The sequence below is a fragment of the Demequina sp. genome, from assembly GCF_016278765.1.
GTDB lineage: Bacteria > Actinomycetota > Actinomycetes > Actinomycetales > Demequinaceae > Demequina.
This window is the reverse complement of record NZ_JADQBE010000014.1, coordinates 33,107-47,611: the sequence shown is the minus strand read 5'-3', so window position 1 is coordinate 47,611 and position 14,505 is coordinate 33,107. Positions and strand designations below refer to the sequence as shown.

Here is a 14,505-nt window from a genome sequence, read left to right as displayed (position 1 = left end):
AGCGCCTGCTTTGCAAGCAGGAGGTCAGGGGTTCGATTCCCCTAGGCTCCACCATCCCGCGACATAGCCCGACGGCGCGTCACGGTCTGGGCTCACGCTGGCGACGGGCTGGTGGGGTGCAGTTGGGCGTGCAGGCCCGTGAACAAAGTGTCCATGCCTCGCTCGAGTTCCGCTGCTCCGTCGTAGGCGGCCAGGACGGATGCGAGGGCGCGAAGTCGAGGGAACTCGCGTAGGGGGAGCCGATGCAGACCCAGTCGGAGCAGATCGTCGGTCTCCTCGGGGTTCTCCACGATTTCCTGGAGTTCGTTCAGGACATGGCCCTGGATGAAGCCGAAGAACGAGCGGTACACGTGCAGAGCGTCGACCTCGGAGAATCCCGCGCGGATGAGCAGTTCGAGGATTGCTTCCAGAGGTCGCAAGGTGCCCAACGGCCGCATGGCGAGTGGAGTGCTCAGCGGTCGGGTGACCAGGAGCGGAATCACGTTGGGGTGGGCGAGCGCGAGGCCTCGGAACTGGCGGGCCACGGTGCGCAGTTGGGCCTCCCAGTCGCCGGAGGCGGTGTCGACGGTCAGTTCCGCGAGGACCGTTTCGGCGACGCCATCGAGAAGCTCAGCCTTGGTGGTCGCGTGGCGGTAGAGCGACATCGGGTCGCGCCCAAGGGCGCGACCGAGCCTGCGCATGGACAGCCCCTCGACACCATCCTCATCGATGATCTCCAGAGCCGCGCGAAGGGTGGACTCCCGGGTCAGGGCGACGTTCTTTGGAGTAGTGCGGGGTGTCACCTTGAAATCCTCCACTTTCACAGCGGCCTCATGCACGGGTTCTTGGCTACACCGTATACCAACAATGTAGCCCTACACATTGACAGATGTCGGCAATGGGAGTTCAATGACATCTACACCGTAGGTCTACTGTGCAGAACGAGTCCCCGGTTCAGTGCAGTCCTACGAACGCCGCCTCGGCTTGGAGTCGACATGATCATCTTTGGCATTGTCCTGTTCCTCATGGGGATTATCGCCGGCATCCCCCTCCTCGAGACGGTCGGCGTGATTCTCGTGGTCGTGGGAGTCGTCTTAGCCATCCTCGGCATGATCGGTCGTGGTGTGGGCGGTCGCCGCCACTACTGGTGACCCCGGCGCCACTGCTTCGCAACACCGTCGGCTGAGCGATTCTTGAGCGAATCTGCGAGTCGACCGGAGATCCATTCCCCCAACGAAAGGAACATCATGGGCATCGGCATCAACATCTTCTTGATGGCAGTCGGAGCAATTCTCACGCTGGCCGTCGACGCAACAGTGGCCGGGTTGGACATCAAGGCGGTCGGCGTCATCCTGATGGTGGCGGGCGCCGTGGGCCTCATTCTCACCCTGTTCGTGTTTTCGCCGCGACGTCGCCAGACGGTTACCGAGACCCACCAGGCCGGGGCGGCGGCGCCCAACGCGGCCTCGTCAGTGGTAACCACCGACGACGTCACCGGGCCGCCGATGCCGTGACGGCGCCGTCGGGTGACCGTTCCGGCCGGGGGCTCGGGGACTTAGACTGGTTCGCGGATCTGACGCGTGGGCGTAGCAGCGGCCTTCCGCGCGCGTGCCGCGTGCCAGCTCGGGCCATCGGTTGCTACGGGGATTGTGAGGGACATGGACGTCCGACAACTAGAGTTCTTCCTCGCGGTGGTGGACGAGCGTAGCTTCACGAAAGCGGCCGAGACCGTGTTTGTCACGCAGTCGGGCTTGTCCGCGTCGATCCGCGCGCTTGAGCGAGAACTCGGGGTTCGGCTGTTTGACCGCGGTCCACAGGGCGCAACGCTCACCAGGACCGGCGAGGTGTTCTTTCCGCGGGCGCGGCGAATGCTCGCCGATGCTCGGGCGGCGCAACGGGAGCTGCTCGAGGTCTCCCAGCGGGAGGCCAGACTGGTCAGGGTGGGGTCCGAACAATGCGTGGGGGACCTCGTCGACCTCGTGGATCTCATGGCGGCATTCCGGATCGACGAACCGCAGGCGGAGATGTCCTTCGAGCAGTCCTCGACGGGAGCGCTCGTCGCGGGTCTGTCGGAAGACGACCTTGACATTGCGTTGATAGCCGGTCCGGTGGTGGGCGAACCCTGGCAGAGGAGTTCGGGCTTCAGTTCGGTGGTACTGCGCCGCGAACCCTTTGTGCTCCTGACGCACCCTGGCCACCCCCTGGCCACCGAGCGATCCCTGGCCTGGCGGGACGTGGTCGGGCAGAAGTTTGTGGACTTCCAGCCGACGTGGGTGGTCAGACGAGTGCTTGACGCGGCGACGGAGGCGCGTGGGCTCATCCGCCGGAGCGTCGTGACCGTGGATGACGTGCACATGCTCATCGACATGGTGCAGCGCGACTTCGGTGTCGCGGCGCTGCCCGTGTCTCTGGCGCACAAAGAGTCCGCCTCAGGACTGGCAAAGGTCGAGTTGGTCGACGACGATCTGGGCTGGGAGATCAGGGTTGCGGTATCCGACCGAGCGGGCTCGACGGCGCGCGCCTTCGAAGCCATGCTGGTTCCGAGCGTGCTCGTGTCCGAGGTGCGCACCGAACTTTCGGCGGTGCCCCGAGCGTCATAGTGCCGTCCGCAACCACAATCAGTTGTCGCCGCCTCAACAATTCCTTGTTGGCGGAGCCACCAACAAAAGTCGTACAGTCGGTGGCATGACAACGATGCGCGCAAACCTCCTGTTCACCCCGGCTCCCCTCGCCGAGCACCCGCTTGCATGGCAGGAGACCGACCGTCCCGAGCCCGCTGCCGGCCAACTCCTCATTAAGGTCGTGGCGTGTGGGGTGTGCCGGTCGAACCTTCACACCGTCGAGGGCGACTGGGTTGACGGCGGGGTGCCCGCCATCAGCCCGATCATCCCCGGGCACGAGGCCACGGGCCGGGTGGCCGGCATCGGCGAGGGAGTCACCGGTTTCAAGGTGGGCGACCCGGTGGGCGTCCAGCCCATCTGGTGGGCGTGTGGAACCTGCGAGTTCTGCGCCAGTGATCGGGAACAGCTGTGTCACGAACGCAAAGTTGCGGGCGAGCACGTGAACGGCGGTTACGGCGATTACATGGTGTCGTGGGCCGACTACACGTATCACGTTCCTGAGAGCCTCGACCTGGTCGACGCCGCTCCCCTCTTCTGCCCTGGAATCACGGCCTACGGAGTCATGGACAAGGTCGACGTGGGACCGGGCGACGTGGTGGCGCTCTTTGGCCTCGGCGGAGTGGGTCACATGGCTTTGCAGATGGCGCTCCTCACGGGCGCCGAGGTGGTGGCGGTCGGACGCAATGCAGCGCACCGTGACGTCGCCACGGAACTGGGCGCCACGCGCGTCGTCGATTCCACGGACCCCGCAGCGATGGAGGCCATCGCGGACTCCGCCGACGTGGTGCTGACCTTTGCCGCCTCCGACGAGGTGACGGCGCAGGCGATGAACACGCTCAAGTGGGGTGGGACGTTGGTCAACGCCGTGCCGATCAATGTCGAAGAATTCCATTTCAACCGGGCGCAGACGATCAAGGGCTCAATACTCGGCAACCGCGCTCAGATGCGGGCAGTGCTTGAACTTGCCGCGGCAGGCAAGATCCGCACCGTCGTCGAACGCTTCCCGATGGAGCAGGCCGACGTGGCGCTCGGGAAGCTCGCCGCCGGTGAGTTGCGATCGCGCGCTGTGCTGTTCAACTCCGAGGCGTAACGGCGGCCAAGGTCTCCTGCGAGCGGACCCTGATGAGAGGTATGGGGAACTGCGCCGCCCGCATGGGTTCGATGTAGTCGTCGGTGATTCCGGCACTGAAGGAGTCCAGATCGAAGACCTTGAAGAGTGCTTCCCTGCCAAACTTTGAGCTATCGGCAACGAAGAACGCTTCCGTGGCGACCGATCGCATCGTTCTCTTGATCTCGAGTTCGTAGCTCGACGTGTTGAAGACGCCGTTCTCCGTGACGGTGTCAGCACCGAACACGGCAACGTCGACGCGCAAGTTTTCGAGTTGCTGGATCGAGGTCGGACCCCACATCGTATATACATTCGGTAACAATTCTCCGCCGATGAAAACGAGGTGCGCGTTCTGCTTTTCGGCGATCGTGGCGCCCACGAGGAGGTCGTTGGTCACGACCGTAAGTTGCCGACCTCTGAGGTTGCGCGCCACCTCGAGGGTTGTCGAACCGCTGTCAAGCAGCACGGTCTGACCGTCCAGAATCCGATGAGCCATGGCCTTGCCGATGGCTTCCTTCTCGGGTCGGTGAAGTGACTGTTTGAGGTCAAAAGGAGCGTCTACCTGGCCCACTGGAAGCGCGCCGCCGTGGGTCCGCTGAACCAGGTCGCGCGCCTCCAACTCGGTCAGACTGCGCCGGATTGTCGACTCGGTGACGTCGAAGTGAGACGCCAGGTCGGACACGGAAGTGAACCCTCGCTCAAGGAGCAACTCGACGATCTGTGCCTGTCGAGACATGGCGACCTCCTTTGGTCTGATGCACGAGTCTAGCCGCCCGGTTGCGCGAAAACGAGCAGTAAAGTGAAGGAAAGCGCGCACTGGGTGCGCAGTTGTGATTGACAGCGGCGCAAACCCAGGCATATGGTCCTGTTACTGCCACTGCAGCTTCGACGAAGGCGTAGAGGCGCAGGGTGCTCGATCACAAGGGAGTGAAATATGAAGCACAAGAAACTTTCCGGCGGACTGTTGGCCAGTGCCCTTGCCGTGACCCTCATCGGTTGCAGCTCGACAGCCGAGACGCCAACCACGTCAGCCACCACCGGCACCACGAGCGCTGGCGGCGGAGACGGCGCGTACGTGGTCATCGTGAAGGCGACCGGCATCGGTTGGTTTGACCGCATGGAAGTCGGCGTCAAGGAATGGGGCGCAGAAAACGGCCTTGACGCACGTGAAGAGGGACCTGCAGAGGCGACGAATGAGGGTCAGGTCGCCATCATTCAGAATCTGATCGCACAGAAGCCAGTCGCCATCGGCATCGTTCCCAATGACCTTGAGGGTCTCGCGGCCGTGGCTCAGCAGGCACGCGACGCGGGAATCATCGTGGTGGGTCACGAAGCAGCCGGCATGAAGAACATCGACATTGACATTGAAGGCTTCGAGAACCGTGCCTACGGTGCGCAGATCATGGAGAACCTTGGCCAGTGCACCGGTGGTACCGGCAAGTACGTCCAGTTCGTCGGGCGACTGACCAACGGATCTCACATGGACTGGGTGGGCGGCGCTTACGACAAGCAGCAGGCCGACTTCCCGGACATGACTCGCGTGGAAGACCCCATCGAGTCGGAGGAGAACGAGGAAACGGCCTACAACAAGGCCAAGGAGATCCTCGCGAAGTACCCGGACATCGCGGCATTTGAGGGCTCGGCGGGCACCGACGTCGTCGGTATCGCGCGTGCGGTCGACGAGGCCGGTAAGGCCGACTCGGTGTGCGTCATGGGCACCTCGATTCCCTCCGTTGCCGGAAGCTACCTCGAAAGCGGAGCAATCGACAAGATCTTCTTCTGGGACCCGGCCATGGCCGGCAAGGCACAGTTGGAGATCGGCCGCATCCTCGCCGAGGGCGGCACCGTTGAAGAAGGCACGAACCTGGGAATCCCTGGCTACGAGTCCCTCGTGAAGCTTGAGGGCTACGACAACGTGTTCGCCGGCAACGCCGGTGTCGCGGTTGACCTCAGCAACGTCGGCGACTACAACTTCTAAGTCGCTCGACTCCTTCACACACCATTCCCGGGTGGGTTGGACCCTCATCGGTCCGGCCCACCCGGGAACTTGGAAGCACTAGGGATGTAGCAAACCATGACAGTGGTCGCCGAACCCGTCCTCGAGGTCCACAACATTGTGAAGACTTACGGCGGAGTCCATGCCCTGAAGAGCGTGTCGATTTCGCTACTCCCGGGTGAAGTGCACTGCCTCGCCGGAGAAAACGGGAGCGGAAAGTCAACGCTGATCAAGATCATCAGCGGCGTCGAGCGACCAGACTCCGGGAGCATCTCGATCGGCGGCAGTCGGCGATCACATCTCACGCCCAATGAGGCGATTCGCAGCGGAGTCCAGGTGATCTACCAGGACTTTTCCTTGTTTCCGAACCTCACCGCCGCCGAGAACATTGCCATGCTCAGCGAACTCGCGGAGCGGCGGAGGTTCTCCTCCCGCAAGCGAATCTATGCGGAGGCCGACCGGATCGTCAGAGAACTGGGCTTGAAGATCGATCTGGGCGCGGAGGTCGAGAGCCTGTCGGTGGCCGACCGCCAGCTTGTGGCAATCTGCCGAGCCCTCGTCGGCGACGCCAAGGTGCTCATCATGGATGAACCCACCACGGCCCTGACCCATACCGAGGTTGACCGGCTCTTCACGATCGTGCGCAGGCTCCAGGAGCGCGGCGTTGCGGTGATGTTCGTCAGCCACAAGTTAGACGAGGTGCTCCAGATCGCTCAGCGCCTCACCATTCTTCGTAACGGTGAACTTGTCGAAACCGGCCCAGCGTCGGATTACACCGGGCGCAGCGTCGCCAAAGCGATGACCGGCCGAGAGGTGTCGGAAGACAGGCTCGTCGCGCCGGTCGACAAGGACGCCGCACTCCTGCTTGATGTGAAGAACCTGACGCGGTCCGGCGACTTCCACCACATCGACCTGCAGCTCCGCGTCGGCGAGATTCTGGGCATTACGGGGCTGCTGGGTTCGGGACGATCAGAGATCGCCGAGGCGATATTCGGCATTCGACCCGCCCACAGCGGCGAAGTGATCGTCGCGGGGCAGTCTCACAAGATCGACTCGATCCGCGACGCGGTGAGGGCCGGAATCGGCTACGTGCCCGAGGATCGGCTGACGCAGGGTCTCTTTCTTGACGCCTCCATTGCGGACAACATGGTCGCATCGTCCCTGGACTCCTATCGCACAAAGTTCGGCCTGCTTAACCGCAAGCGGATTCGGGACTCGATCGCAGACCTGTTCAAGCGCCTGCGCATTCAGGCACCGAACGTCGCCGCCGTCGTGCATAGCCTCTCGGGTGGCAACGCCCAACGCGTCGTGCTCGCCAAGTGGCTTGACCGGAAGCCGACCATCCTCGTCCTCAACGGACCAACGGTGGGCGTCGACATCGGATCGAAGGAAGAGATCCTCACGATCCTGCGCGAACAGGCCGCCGCCGGGATGGGCATCATCGTGATCTCGGACGACATTCCGGAACTCGTCTCCAGTTGTCATCGGGTACTGATCGTTCACGAGGGACGCATCGTGTCCGAGTTCGTCGGTGAAGACATCAATGCGAACGAGATTCACAAGAGGATGGCGGCATGAGGACTGCACTGGGGCGATTGCGCGGCGCCAACAACGAAGGACTTCTTGTCGCGGTCATCATCGTGGTGGCGGTGGCGATGTCCATCGCGTCGCCAGCGTTCCTTACGCCCGGCACATTTTTTGCGCTGGTGCGCAGCTCGATGGTGCCGCTCGTCTTCGCGCTCGGCGTGCTGCTCGTCATGATCTCCGGTGGCATTGACGTCTCGTTCCCCGCCATTGCCATCTTCGCGGCGTACACCACGGTGAGATGGGCCAAGGATGGCAACCTTGATCCGGGACTCGTGCTGATCTTTGTCATTGCCATGGTCGTGGGTGGGTTGCTTGGCCTGTTCAACGGCGTGGTGATCGCGCGGTTCAGGCTGCCGACCCTGATCGTGACTCTCGGCACTCAAACCATCTACAAGGGCGTTCTGCTCACCTACATCGGCTCGCTGTATATTTCCGCGAGCGAGCTGCCCAAGTCGATCACCAGGCTCTCAGATGTTCACCTCTGGGATGTTCCGGGCGGCGGCTACCTGCACTTCATGATTATCCCGGTGGTGCTGGTGGCGGTGTTCATCGCCTGGATGCTGAGGTGGACGATGTTCGGCCGCAGCATCTACGCCATCGGCGGCGACGCAGAGGCGGCGCGGCGCGTCGGCATCCGTGTGGTCAGGACGCAAGTCTGGCTCTACACCCTCGTGGGCGCCCTCGCGGCCCTCGGCGGGGTGGTGTTCGTGATCCTCGGCAAGAATGCAAATCCTCAGGCCATCGTCGGTACCGAACTCGACATCATCGCGGCCGTGGTGCTCGGAGGGGCATCGATCTTCGGTGGCCGCGGCTCCGTGGTCGGCACCGTGCTGGGCGTCGTTCTCGTCCAACTCATCAACAACAACCTCGTGCTGGTGGGAATCCCCAGCACATGGCAGAGGGCCGCGGTCGGGATGTTGCTGCTGCTCGGCGTCACTGCTCAAGCACTCGGCCGTACTCGCGCGCGAAAACGCCCGGTCATCGTGCAGAAGGAGGTTGAGGCATGAGCGATCCGTCACGCGGCTCCCTGAGTCAGATCAATCAGCGAGTCGAGACAGCGTACAACGCGGCCATTGCCCGAATCCACGTGCAACGGGGTGTGGGTCGCATGGCCCTGCTGCTCGTCGCGACCTTCGTCCTGTTCGCGGCCCTGAACCCCGGCGTCTTCCTCAGCGAGGTCAACCTTCAGAACATCGGCCTGGTCGCGCCGGAGATCGGCCTTCTCTCACTCGCCGTCATGATGGCGATGCTGACTGGCGGCATCGACTTGTCGGTGGTGGCGATCGCCAATGCCACGGCCATTACCGTGTCTTCCCTCTACACGTCCGTGCTGAACTCACAGGGCCAGGGGGCGGCGGACTCGATGACGCCCCTGATTCTGCTCGCCGGGGTGGCGGTGGGCGTTGCCTTGGGTGCGATCAATGGAGTGCTCGTGAGCGTGGTGGGAATCACTCCGATCCTCGTGACCCTCGGCACGATGCAGCTCTACAACGGCCTGGCGCTGGTGTGGACCGGCGGCGTCACCATTTCGGGCGCTCCGGGCGGGCTGACCTCGATGGGATCGACGGCGATACTCGGCGTTCCCGTGCTGTTGCTGATTCTGATCGTGGCCGCCGTCGCGATCGCCGTCCTCATCAACCGCACGGCCATCGGCCGAAAGATCGCCCTGCAGGGTGCCAACCCGGTGGCGAGCAAGTACTCGGGCATCAGCGCGCGATCGACCCTGATGATGACCTACATCACCAGCGGCCTGCTCTCCGCGGTGGCAGGTCTGGTGTTCCTCAGCCGGAGCCCGTCAGCGAGCGCCGACTATGGCTCAAGCTACGTGCTGTTGGTGATAGTGATCGTGGTGCTTGGCGGCACGAACCCCAACGGCGGGTTCGCGACGGTGCTCGGTGTGGTGCTCGCAACGCTCACACTCCAAGTGCTCTCCAGCGGATTTACGGCCATGAGGTTGTCGGCCTATGAGTACGCGATCGCTCAGGGCCTCATCTTGGTGGGCGTGATGGTCCTTGATCAAGTGAAAATCAAAACGAGGAAGCGACGACCGAGCACCGATGGTGAAAAGCAGGACGCCGTGGCCGAAGCAACAACAAAGTGAACGGATAAGACCATGAAGAAGATCATCAACAACCCGGATAGCTTCGTCGACGAGTTTGTCGAGGGGATTCTGCTGGCTCACCCCGACCTCGTGAAGACGCCAGGGGACGACATCCGGGTTCTGGTCCGGGCCGACGCTCCGCTGGACGGCAAGGTCGGCATCGTCACCGGCGGTGGGTCGGGACACCTGCCGCTGTTCAAGGGCTACGTCGGCAAGGGCCTGTGTTCTGGGGTGGCAATCGGCAACGTCTTCAGCTCGCCAAGCTCCGACCAGATCTTCCAGGCAACCAAGGCCGTCAATGGCGGTGCCGGAGTGCTGTACCTCTACGGAAATTATGGCGGCGACGTCTTCAACTTCGACCTTGCGGTCGACCTGGCCGAACTCGAGGACATTGACACCAAGACCGTGCTGGGTCGCGACGACGTCGCAAGCCAACCCCACGAGCGCAAACTCGATCGGCGCGGTGTTGCCGGGATCTTCTTTGCCTACAAGACCGCTGGGGCAGCCGCCGAGAGAGGCGACTCCCTCGAGCAGGTCGCCGCCATCGCGGAGGACACCGTCGAGCACACGGCAACCATCGGCATCGGACTCGCTCCGACCATCCTTCCGACCACGGGAAAGCCAAGCTTCGAGCTTCCCGAGGGTGAGATGGAGTTCGGGATTGGCATCCACGGGGAGCCGGGAACGCGGCGTGGCGCCCTCGAGACGGCCGACGAGATCGCCGAACACCTCACCTCGGCGCTCGTCGATGACCTGGGACTGGGTGAGGGTTCGCGAGTCGCGGTGCTGGTCAACGGGATGGGGGCAACGCCTCTCGAGGAGCTTTACGTGCTCTATCGCAAGACCCACACGTTCCTGGCTGAACGCGGAATTGAGGTCGCAAAGAACTATGTGGGCGAATATGCGACCAGCCTCGAAATGGCAGGCGCGTCCATCTCCATCTTGGATCTGAATGATGACCGACTGGAGTTGCTCAACGCGCCCGCCCAGTCGCCGTTCTTTCGAGAGGGCTGATCCGCCATGGAAAGCAAGGAACTCAAGGACCGCATCTGTCGAAGTCTCACCATCCTGATCGAGTCTTCCGATGAACTGCGCGACCTCGACCAGGCGCTTGGCGACGGCGACCTCGGAATCACGATCACGGCGGGTTCGCGCGCGGTGATCGCGGCGCTCGAGGAGTTGCCGGACGACACCACGCCGACCGAGATTGCCCGTACCTGCGCCAAGGCCTTCGCCAACGCCAATCCGTCGACGATGGCGGCCTTGGTCGCAGGCGCGCTCTTGTCCGGCTCCCGGGTCTGGGAGGGCCAGCGCAACATCGGCGTTGCGGAGGCGGCCAAGTTCACCAAGGCCGCCGCCGACAGCATCGCGCAACGAGGCAAGACCCAGGTGGGCGACAAGACGATCCTCGATGGAATCGCCGCGGCGTCGGACGCACTGGAATCCGCCACCGATCCCGGCGAGGCGACGGAGGCCGCGAAGGCAGCGGCGGCTCGCGCGGTGCGGGACACCACCTCATTGCAGTCTCGGAGGGGCCGTGCGTCATGGTTGCAGGAACGAAGCATCGGACTCGCCGATCCTGGGGCCACGGCGTTCCAGAGGTTCGTCGAGGCGTGGGCGGCGGCCGGCGTCACCAAGGACTGAACACACCACTTCAACGACGAATGGGATACCGCTCATGACAACCTGGCTCGACGACGTCTTCGACGTACGCAAACCGATCATCGGAATGTGTCATCTGCCTGCTCTGCCCGGCGACCCCGGGTATGACGCCGCGGGAGGAATGGCCCGGATTCTCGCCCATGGGCGTCAAGAGATCACAGCACTTCAGGACGGCGGCATCGACGGCATTCTCATTTCGAATGAGTTCAGCCTTCCCTACCTGACGGAGACGGAGCCGATCACTGCGATCTCCATGGCGAGGGTCATCGGTGAACTCCGAGCGGAACTGACCGTCCCGTTTGGTGTCAATGTGCTGTGGGACGGGGTGGCCTCGATCGATCTCGCGATCGCGACGGGAGCCTCGTTCGTGCGGGAGGTGTTCACCGGCGTCTACGCATCTGACTTCGGTCTGTGGAATACCGATGTCGGGCGGGCGGCGCGGCATCGCGCCAAGGTTTCGGCCAAGGACGTCAAACTGCTCTACAACATCGTGCCGGAGGCCGCCACGTACCTCGGCGGCCGGGATCTTGGACAGATGACGCGGTCAACGGTGTTCAACGGCGTTCCCGACGGCCTGTGTGTCTCGGGGTTGACCGCCGGTGCGGCCACCGACACCCCCACCCTCAAGATGGTGAAGGAGAACGCGGGCGACACCCCTGTCTTCGTCAATACCGGTGTGAGGCCGGATACCGTCGTGGAGAGCCTCAAGTACGCGGATGGGGCGATCGTGGGCACCTGGTTCAAGCGTGACGGCAAGTTCGAGAACGACGCGGAGTCGGCTCGAGTCGCCGAGCTCATGGAAGCGGTGAGGACGGTTCGATAATGTCCTTCATCGGCATCGACGTCGGCACCTTTGAGAGCAAGGGTGTGCTGGTCGATGCCGAGGGCGAGGTGCTGGCGATGGCTCGCCGTCGCCACGGCCTGTCCACTCCCCGACCCGGCCATGTTGAACACGATCCGGAATCGGATTGGTGGGCAGGAGTCGCGGCCATCTCGAGAGAGTTGATGGCTCACCCCGAGGCGCGCCACGTCCGGGCCGTAGGGGTCAGCGCCATTGGCCCGTGCGTGGTCGCGACCGACGCCGGACTGGTGCCGCTGAGACCAGCGATCCTGTACGGCGTCGATACTCGCGCGACCCGGCAGGGCGAGGCGCTGACGGCGACGCTGGGCGCCGATGAGGTGTTTCGTCGCGGCGGGAATCCGCTCACCAGCCAGTCTGCAGGACCCAAGATCGCCTGGCTCAAGGATGAGGAGCCCGAGGTCTGGCGGGCCGCTCGGTGGTTCATGACGAGCCAGTCGTGGATCGTCGCAAGGCTCACCGGGGAGGTGGTCATCGATCACGGTACCGCCGGTTACTTCCACCCGCTATACGACCTTGGAGAGAAGCGCTGGGACCTGACCGGCTGCGAGGGCTTCATCGACGAGGAACGCCTGCCGCGCCTGGCCTGGAGCACAGAGGTGGCCGGTCATATTCACGCAGGGGCCGCGGCGGCAACGGGTCTGCCCGCGGGAACTCCCGTCATCGTCGGCACCACAGACTCACCCGCTGAGGCGGTTGGCGCTGGGGTGATCTCTGACGGCGCGCTCATGGCGCAGTACGGGTCTACCGGGTACTTCATCCGGGTCAGCACCACGCCCATCACTCACCAAGACCTGTGGGCGGCGCCCTTCGTTTTCGAGGACACCTACGTGCTCGCCGCCGGCACCGCCACGCTCGGGACTGCGACACGGTGGATCTCGGATGTGCTCGACATCACGGACGCGGAGGACGACGTCACGTTCGGGCGGCTCTTGGCGTTGGCCGCCGACTCGCCTCCGGGAGCCCGTGGCGTCCTGGCGGTGCCGCACTTCTCCGGCGAGCGGACGCCCTTCCAGGATCCGCACAGCCGTGGCGCACTCATCGGCCTTGGGCTTGGGCACTCGCGTGCGGACATTGCCCGCGCCGTGCTCGAGGGTCTGGGGCACTCGGTGGCCGAGGCGCTGCTGACCTATGGGCGGGCCGGGGTTTCGATCGACCGGGTGATAGCGATAGGTGGCGCGACCCAGAATGACGTGATGATGAGCACCGTCTCGACGGTGACGGGGCTCGACCAGCACGTGACGGTTTCCCCCGGGGCCGCCTTTGGCGACGCCTTCCTCGCGGCCGTGGGCGTGGGCACGATCTCCGACCCGTCTGCTCCTGATGGCTGGCGGCACTCACGCCGCACGATCAGTCCAAATCCGGACGATGCCGCTCAACTACGCGCCGACCACGAGGACTTTGTCGCGGCGTACCGTGCCCTGGCGCCGATCCATCGCGGCCGGTTTAGCGATGACTGAAACGGGACTGTGATGCAGGGAATTGACTGGGATGAGATCGTCCGACTCGTTGCCGATGGCGTTGAGATGTCCGCGGGCGACCGCGTGTCAGTGTTCGTGACGGACGTCTCGGTCATGGATGCGGCAGCCGCCCTCGTCGAAGAGGGGTGGCGGCGCGGCGCGGTGGTGCAGGTCATCGCGACGGACGAGCGCTTTGACGCGAGCGCCCTGAGATGGGCCCAGCCCGACACCCTTGCGCAGGCGCCAGCGCTCGAGGCGGCGGCGATGGAGTGGTCCAATGTCCACGTCTCGTTTCGAGCGATGGTGAACCCGGTTGTCGACGCCGACCCGGAGCGCATCGCCGCCCTGCGTCACGGTCGCGGAATCGTGTCGACCATGCGGTGGAAGGGCACCAGATGGGCCCTGGTGCGCGTCCCCACCCCCGCGTGGGCGCAGGCCATGTCCCTCGATCCCGGTGAGTTGATGGCGGAGTGGTCGGCGTCCTTCGACGCGAACTGGCCCGAAGCGGCAAGCAGGATGCAGGTCCTGTGTGACAGGTTCGCCTCGGCCCGCACTGCGGTCATCGAGGACGAGTGGGGCACGCTTGAGCTCGGTGTGGAGGGGCGGACCTGGGTGCCGTTCTCGGGCAAGGCGAACTGGCCCGATGGCGAGATCGCCACGGCGCCGGTCGAAGACGACATCTCCGGGCGCATTCGCTTTCCCGGCGTGTTCTCCTTTGGCGGCGTGAAGGTGGAGGATCTCGAGTTCGAGTTCGAGGGCGGACTGATTGTGAAGGAGAACGCGGCCGACGGTCTCGCGTTTGTGCGCAAACTCCTTGATGGAGACAAAGGCGCGCGTCGCGTCGGCGAACTTGGCGTGGGCACAAACTCCGCCTTGAAGCAGATGACGGGAGACCTGCTGATCGACGAGAAGATCCTCGGCACCGTCCACATCGCTCTCGGTCGCGCCTACCCAGAATGCGGTGGCGTCAACACTTCCGCGCTGCATTGGGACATCGTGAAGGACCTGCGCGGTACCGGCGGCGCCCCTCAGGGTTCGTTCCGCATCGACGACGAGTGGCTCATCCGCGACGGAGTGGTGCAGCCGGTGTTGAGCGAGGTCGCGGTTCCACGCTCGTCTCGTTGACGCGGCC

General features: G+C 64.0%; 15 protein-coding genes. 13 read left to right on the top strand and 2 right to left on the bottom strand.

Going from position 1 to position 14,505, the window contains the following annotated elements; genetic code table 11:
* Positions 1-92: 92 nt before the first annotated feature.
* Positions 93-782 carry a TetR/AcrR family transcriptional regulator C-terminal domain-containing protein gene (locus QZZ29_RS02565; protein ID WP_291381136.1) on the bottom strand — a complete coding sequence of 230 codons (690 nt, stop codon included), beginning with the start codon at positions 780-782 and terminating at the stop codon, positions 93-95.
* Between the two features lie 192 nt (positions 783-974).
* Here QZZ29_RS02565 and QZZ29_RS02560 point away from each other — a divergent pair, with 192 nt between their 5' ends.
* The 4 genes from QZZ29_RS02560 to QZZ29_RS02545 all read left to right on the top strand — a co-directional run bounded on the left by QZZ29_RS02560 (position 975) and on the right by QZZ29_RS02545 (position 3,690).
* Positions 975-1,130 (top strand): hypothetical protein, encoded by a 156-nt coding sequence (locus QZZ29_RS02560; protein ID WP_291381134.1) that lies wholly within the window; start codon positions 975-977, stop codon positions 1,128-1,130.
* A gap of 96 nt (positions 1,131-1,226) precedes the next feature.
* Positions 1,227-1,493: a DUF6458 family protein gene (locus tag QZZ29_RS02555; protein ID WP_291381132.1), complete on the top strand. Its 267-nt coding sequence runs from the start codon at positions 1,227-1,229 to the stop codon at positions 1,491-1,493.
* Positions 1,494-1,637: 144 nt separating this feature from the next.
* On the top strand, positions 1,638-2,579 hold the full coding sequence (locus QZZ29_RS02550) for a LysR family transcriptional regulator (protein WP_291381131.1): 942 nt from the start codon (positions 1,638-1,640) through the stop codon (positions 2,577-2,579).
* Between the two features lie 85 nt (positions 2,580-2,664).
* Positions 2,665-3,690, top strand: a complete 1,026-nt coding sequence (locus tag QZZ29_RS02545) for an alcohol dehydrogenase catalytic domain-containing protein (RefSeq protein ID WP_291381129.1) — start codon at positions 2,665-2,667, stop codon at positions 3,688-3,690.
* Here the strand turns inward: QZZ29_RS02545 and QZZ29_RS02540 are convergent.
* On the bottom strand, positions 3,674-4,444 hold the full coding sequence (locus QZZ29_RS02540) for a DeoR/GlpR family DNA-binding transcription regulator (RefSeq protein WP_291381127.1): 771 nt from the start codon (positions 4,442-4,444) through the stop codon (positions 3,674-3,676). The genes QZZ29_RS02545 and QZZ29_RS02540 overlap by 17 nt on opposite strands.
* Before the next feature lie 198 nt (positions 4,445-4,642).
* On the opposite strand from QZZ29_RS02540, the gene QZZ29_RS02535 reads away from it, so the two are divergent.
* The 9 genes from QZZ29_RS02535 to QZZ29_RS02495 all read left to right on the top strand — a co-directional run bounded on the left by QZZ29_RS02535 (position 4,643) and on the right by QZZ29_RS02495 (position 14,498).
* Positions 4,643-5,686: a substrate-binding domain-containing protein gene (locus QZZ29_RS02535; protein WP_291381125.1), complete on the top strand. Its 1,044-nt coding sequence runs from the start codon at positions 4,643-4,645 to the stop codon at positions 5,684-5,686.
* Positions 5,687-5,782: 96 nt separating this feature from the next.
* Positions 5,783-7,282 (top strand): sugar ABC transporter ATP-binding protein, encoded by a 1,500-nt coding sequence (locus QZZ29_RS02530; RefSeq protein ID WP_291381123.1) that lies wholly within the window; start codon positions 5,783-5,785, stop codon positions 7,280-7,282.
* Positions 7,279-8,298 carry an ABC transporter permease gene (locus QZZ29_RS02525; RefSeq protein WP_291381121.1) on the top strand — a complete coding sequence of 340 codons (1,020 nt, stop codon included), beginning with the start codon at positions 7,279-7,281 and terminating at the stop codon, positions 8,296-8,298. Before QZZ29_RS02530 ends, QZZ29_RS02525 begins: the two co-directional genes overlap by 4 nt.
* Entirely contained in the window at positions 8,295-9,392 is a 1,098-nt protein-coding gene (locus tag QZZ29_RS02520; RefSeq protein ID WP_291381119.1) for an ABC transporter permease, read from the top strand. The genes QZZ29_RS02525 and QZZ29_RS02520 overlap by 4 nt, the downstream gene beginning before the upstream one ends.
* 12 nt (positions 9,393-9,404) lie before the next feature.
* Positions 9,405-10,406 (top strand): dihydroxyacetone kinase subunit DhaK, encoded by a 1,002-nt coding sequence (locus QZZ29_RS02515; protein WP_291381117.1) that lies wholly within the window; start codon positions 9,405-9,407, stop codon positions 10,404-10,406.
* A gap of 6 nt (positions 10,407-10,412) precedes the next feature.
* Complete coding sequence (locus tag QZZ29_RS02510) at positions 10,413-11,036, top strand: dihydroxyacetone kinase subunit L (RefSeq protein ID WP_291381115.1); 624 nt, start codon at positions 10,413-10,415, stop codon at positions 11,034-11,036.
* Between the two features lie 34 nt (positions 11,037-11,070).
* Positions 11,071-11,877, top strand: coding sequence for a BtpA/SgcQ family protein (locus tag QZZ29_RS02505; RefSeq protein ID WP_291381114.1), 807 nt, complete (start codon positions 11,071-11,073; stop codon positions 11,875-11,877).
* The gene (locus tag QZZ29_RS02500) at positions 11,877-13,373 is read left to right on the top strand and encodes an FGGY family carbohydrate kinase (protein WP_291381112.1); all 1,497 of its coding nucleotides are present in this window, start codon (positions 11,877-11,879) and stop codon (positions 13,371-13,373) included. Before QZZ29_RS02505 ends, QZZ29_RS02500 begins: the two co-directional genes overlap by 1 nt.
* Before the next feature lie 12 nt (positions 13,374-13,385).
* Positions 13,386-14,498, top strand: a complete 1,113-nt coding sequence (locus QZZ29_RS02495; RefSeq protein WP_291381110.1) for an aminopeptidase — start codon at positions 13,386-13,388, stop codon at positions 14,496-14,498.
* Positions 14,499-14,505: the final 7 nt, after the last annotated feature.

Coding starts and splice junctions, on each gene's coding strand:
- QZZ29_RS02560 (WP_291381134.1), top strand. CDS start 975: ATGATCATCTTTGGCATTGTCCTGTTCCTCATGGGGATTATCGCCGGC.
- QZZ29_RS02555 (WP_291381132.1), top strand. CDS start 1,227: ATGGGCATCGGCATCAACATCTTCTTGATGGCAGTCGGAGCAATTCTC.
- QZZ29_RS02550 (WP_291381131.1), top strand. CDS start 1,638: ATGGACGTCCGACAACTAGAGTTCTTCCTCGCGGTGGTGGACGAGCGT.
- QZZ29_RS02545 (WP_291381129.1), top strand. CDS start 2,665: ATGACAACGATGCGCGCAAACCTCCTGTTCACCCCGGCTCCCCTCGCC.
- QZZ29_RS02540 (WP_291381127.1), bottom strand. CDS start 4,444: ATGTCTCGACAGGCACAGATCGTCGAGTTGCTCCTTGAGCGAGGGTTC.
- QZZ29_RS02535 (WP_291381125.1), top strand. CDS start 4,643: ATGAAGCACAAGAAACTTTCCGGCGGACTGTTGGCCAGTGCCCTTGCC.
- QZZ29_RS02530 (WP_291381123.1), top strand. CDS start 5,783: ATGACAGTGGTCGCCGAACCCGTCCTCGAGGTCCACAACATTGTGAAG.
- QZZ29_RS02525 (WP_291381121.1), top strand. CDS start 7,279: ATGAGGACTGCACTGGGGCGATTGCGCGGCGCCAACAACGAAGGACTT.
- QZZ29_RS02520 (WP_291381119.1), top strand. CDS start 8,295: ATGAGCGATCCGTCACGCGGCTCCCTGAGTCAGATCAATCAGCGAGTC.
- QZZ29_RS02515 (WP_291381117.1), top strand. CDS start 9,405: ATGAAGAAGATCATCAACAACCCGGATAGCTTCGTCGACGAGTTTGTC.
- QZZ29_RS02510 (WP_291381115.1), top strand. CDS start 10,413: ATGGAAAGCAAGGAACTCAAGGACCGCATCTGTCGAAGTCTCACCATC.
- QZZ29_RS02505 (WP_291381114.1), top strand. CDS start 11,071: ATGACAACCTGGCTCGACGACGTCTTCGACGTACGCAAACCGATCATC.
- QZZ29_RS02500 (WP_291381112.1), top strand. CDS start 11,877: ATGTCCTTCATCGGCATCGACGTCGGCACCTTTGAGAGCAAGGGTGTG.
- QZZ29_RS02495 (WP_291381110.1), top strand. CDS start 13,386: ATGCAGGGAATTGACTGGGATGAGATCGTCCGACTCGTTGCCGATGGC.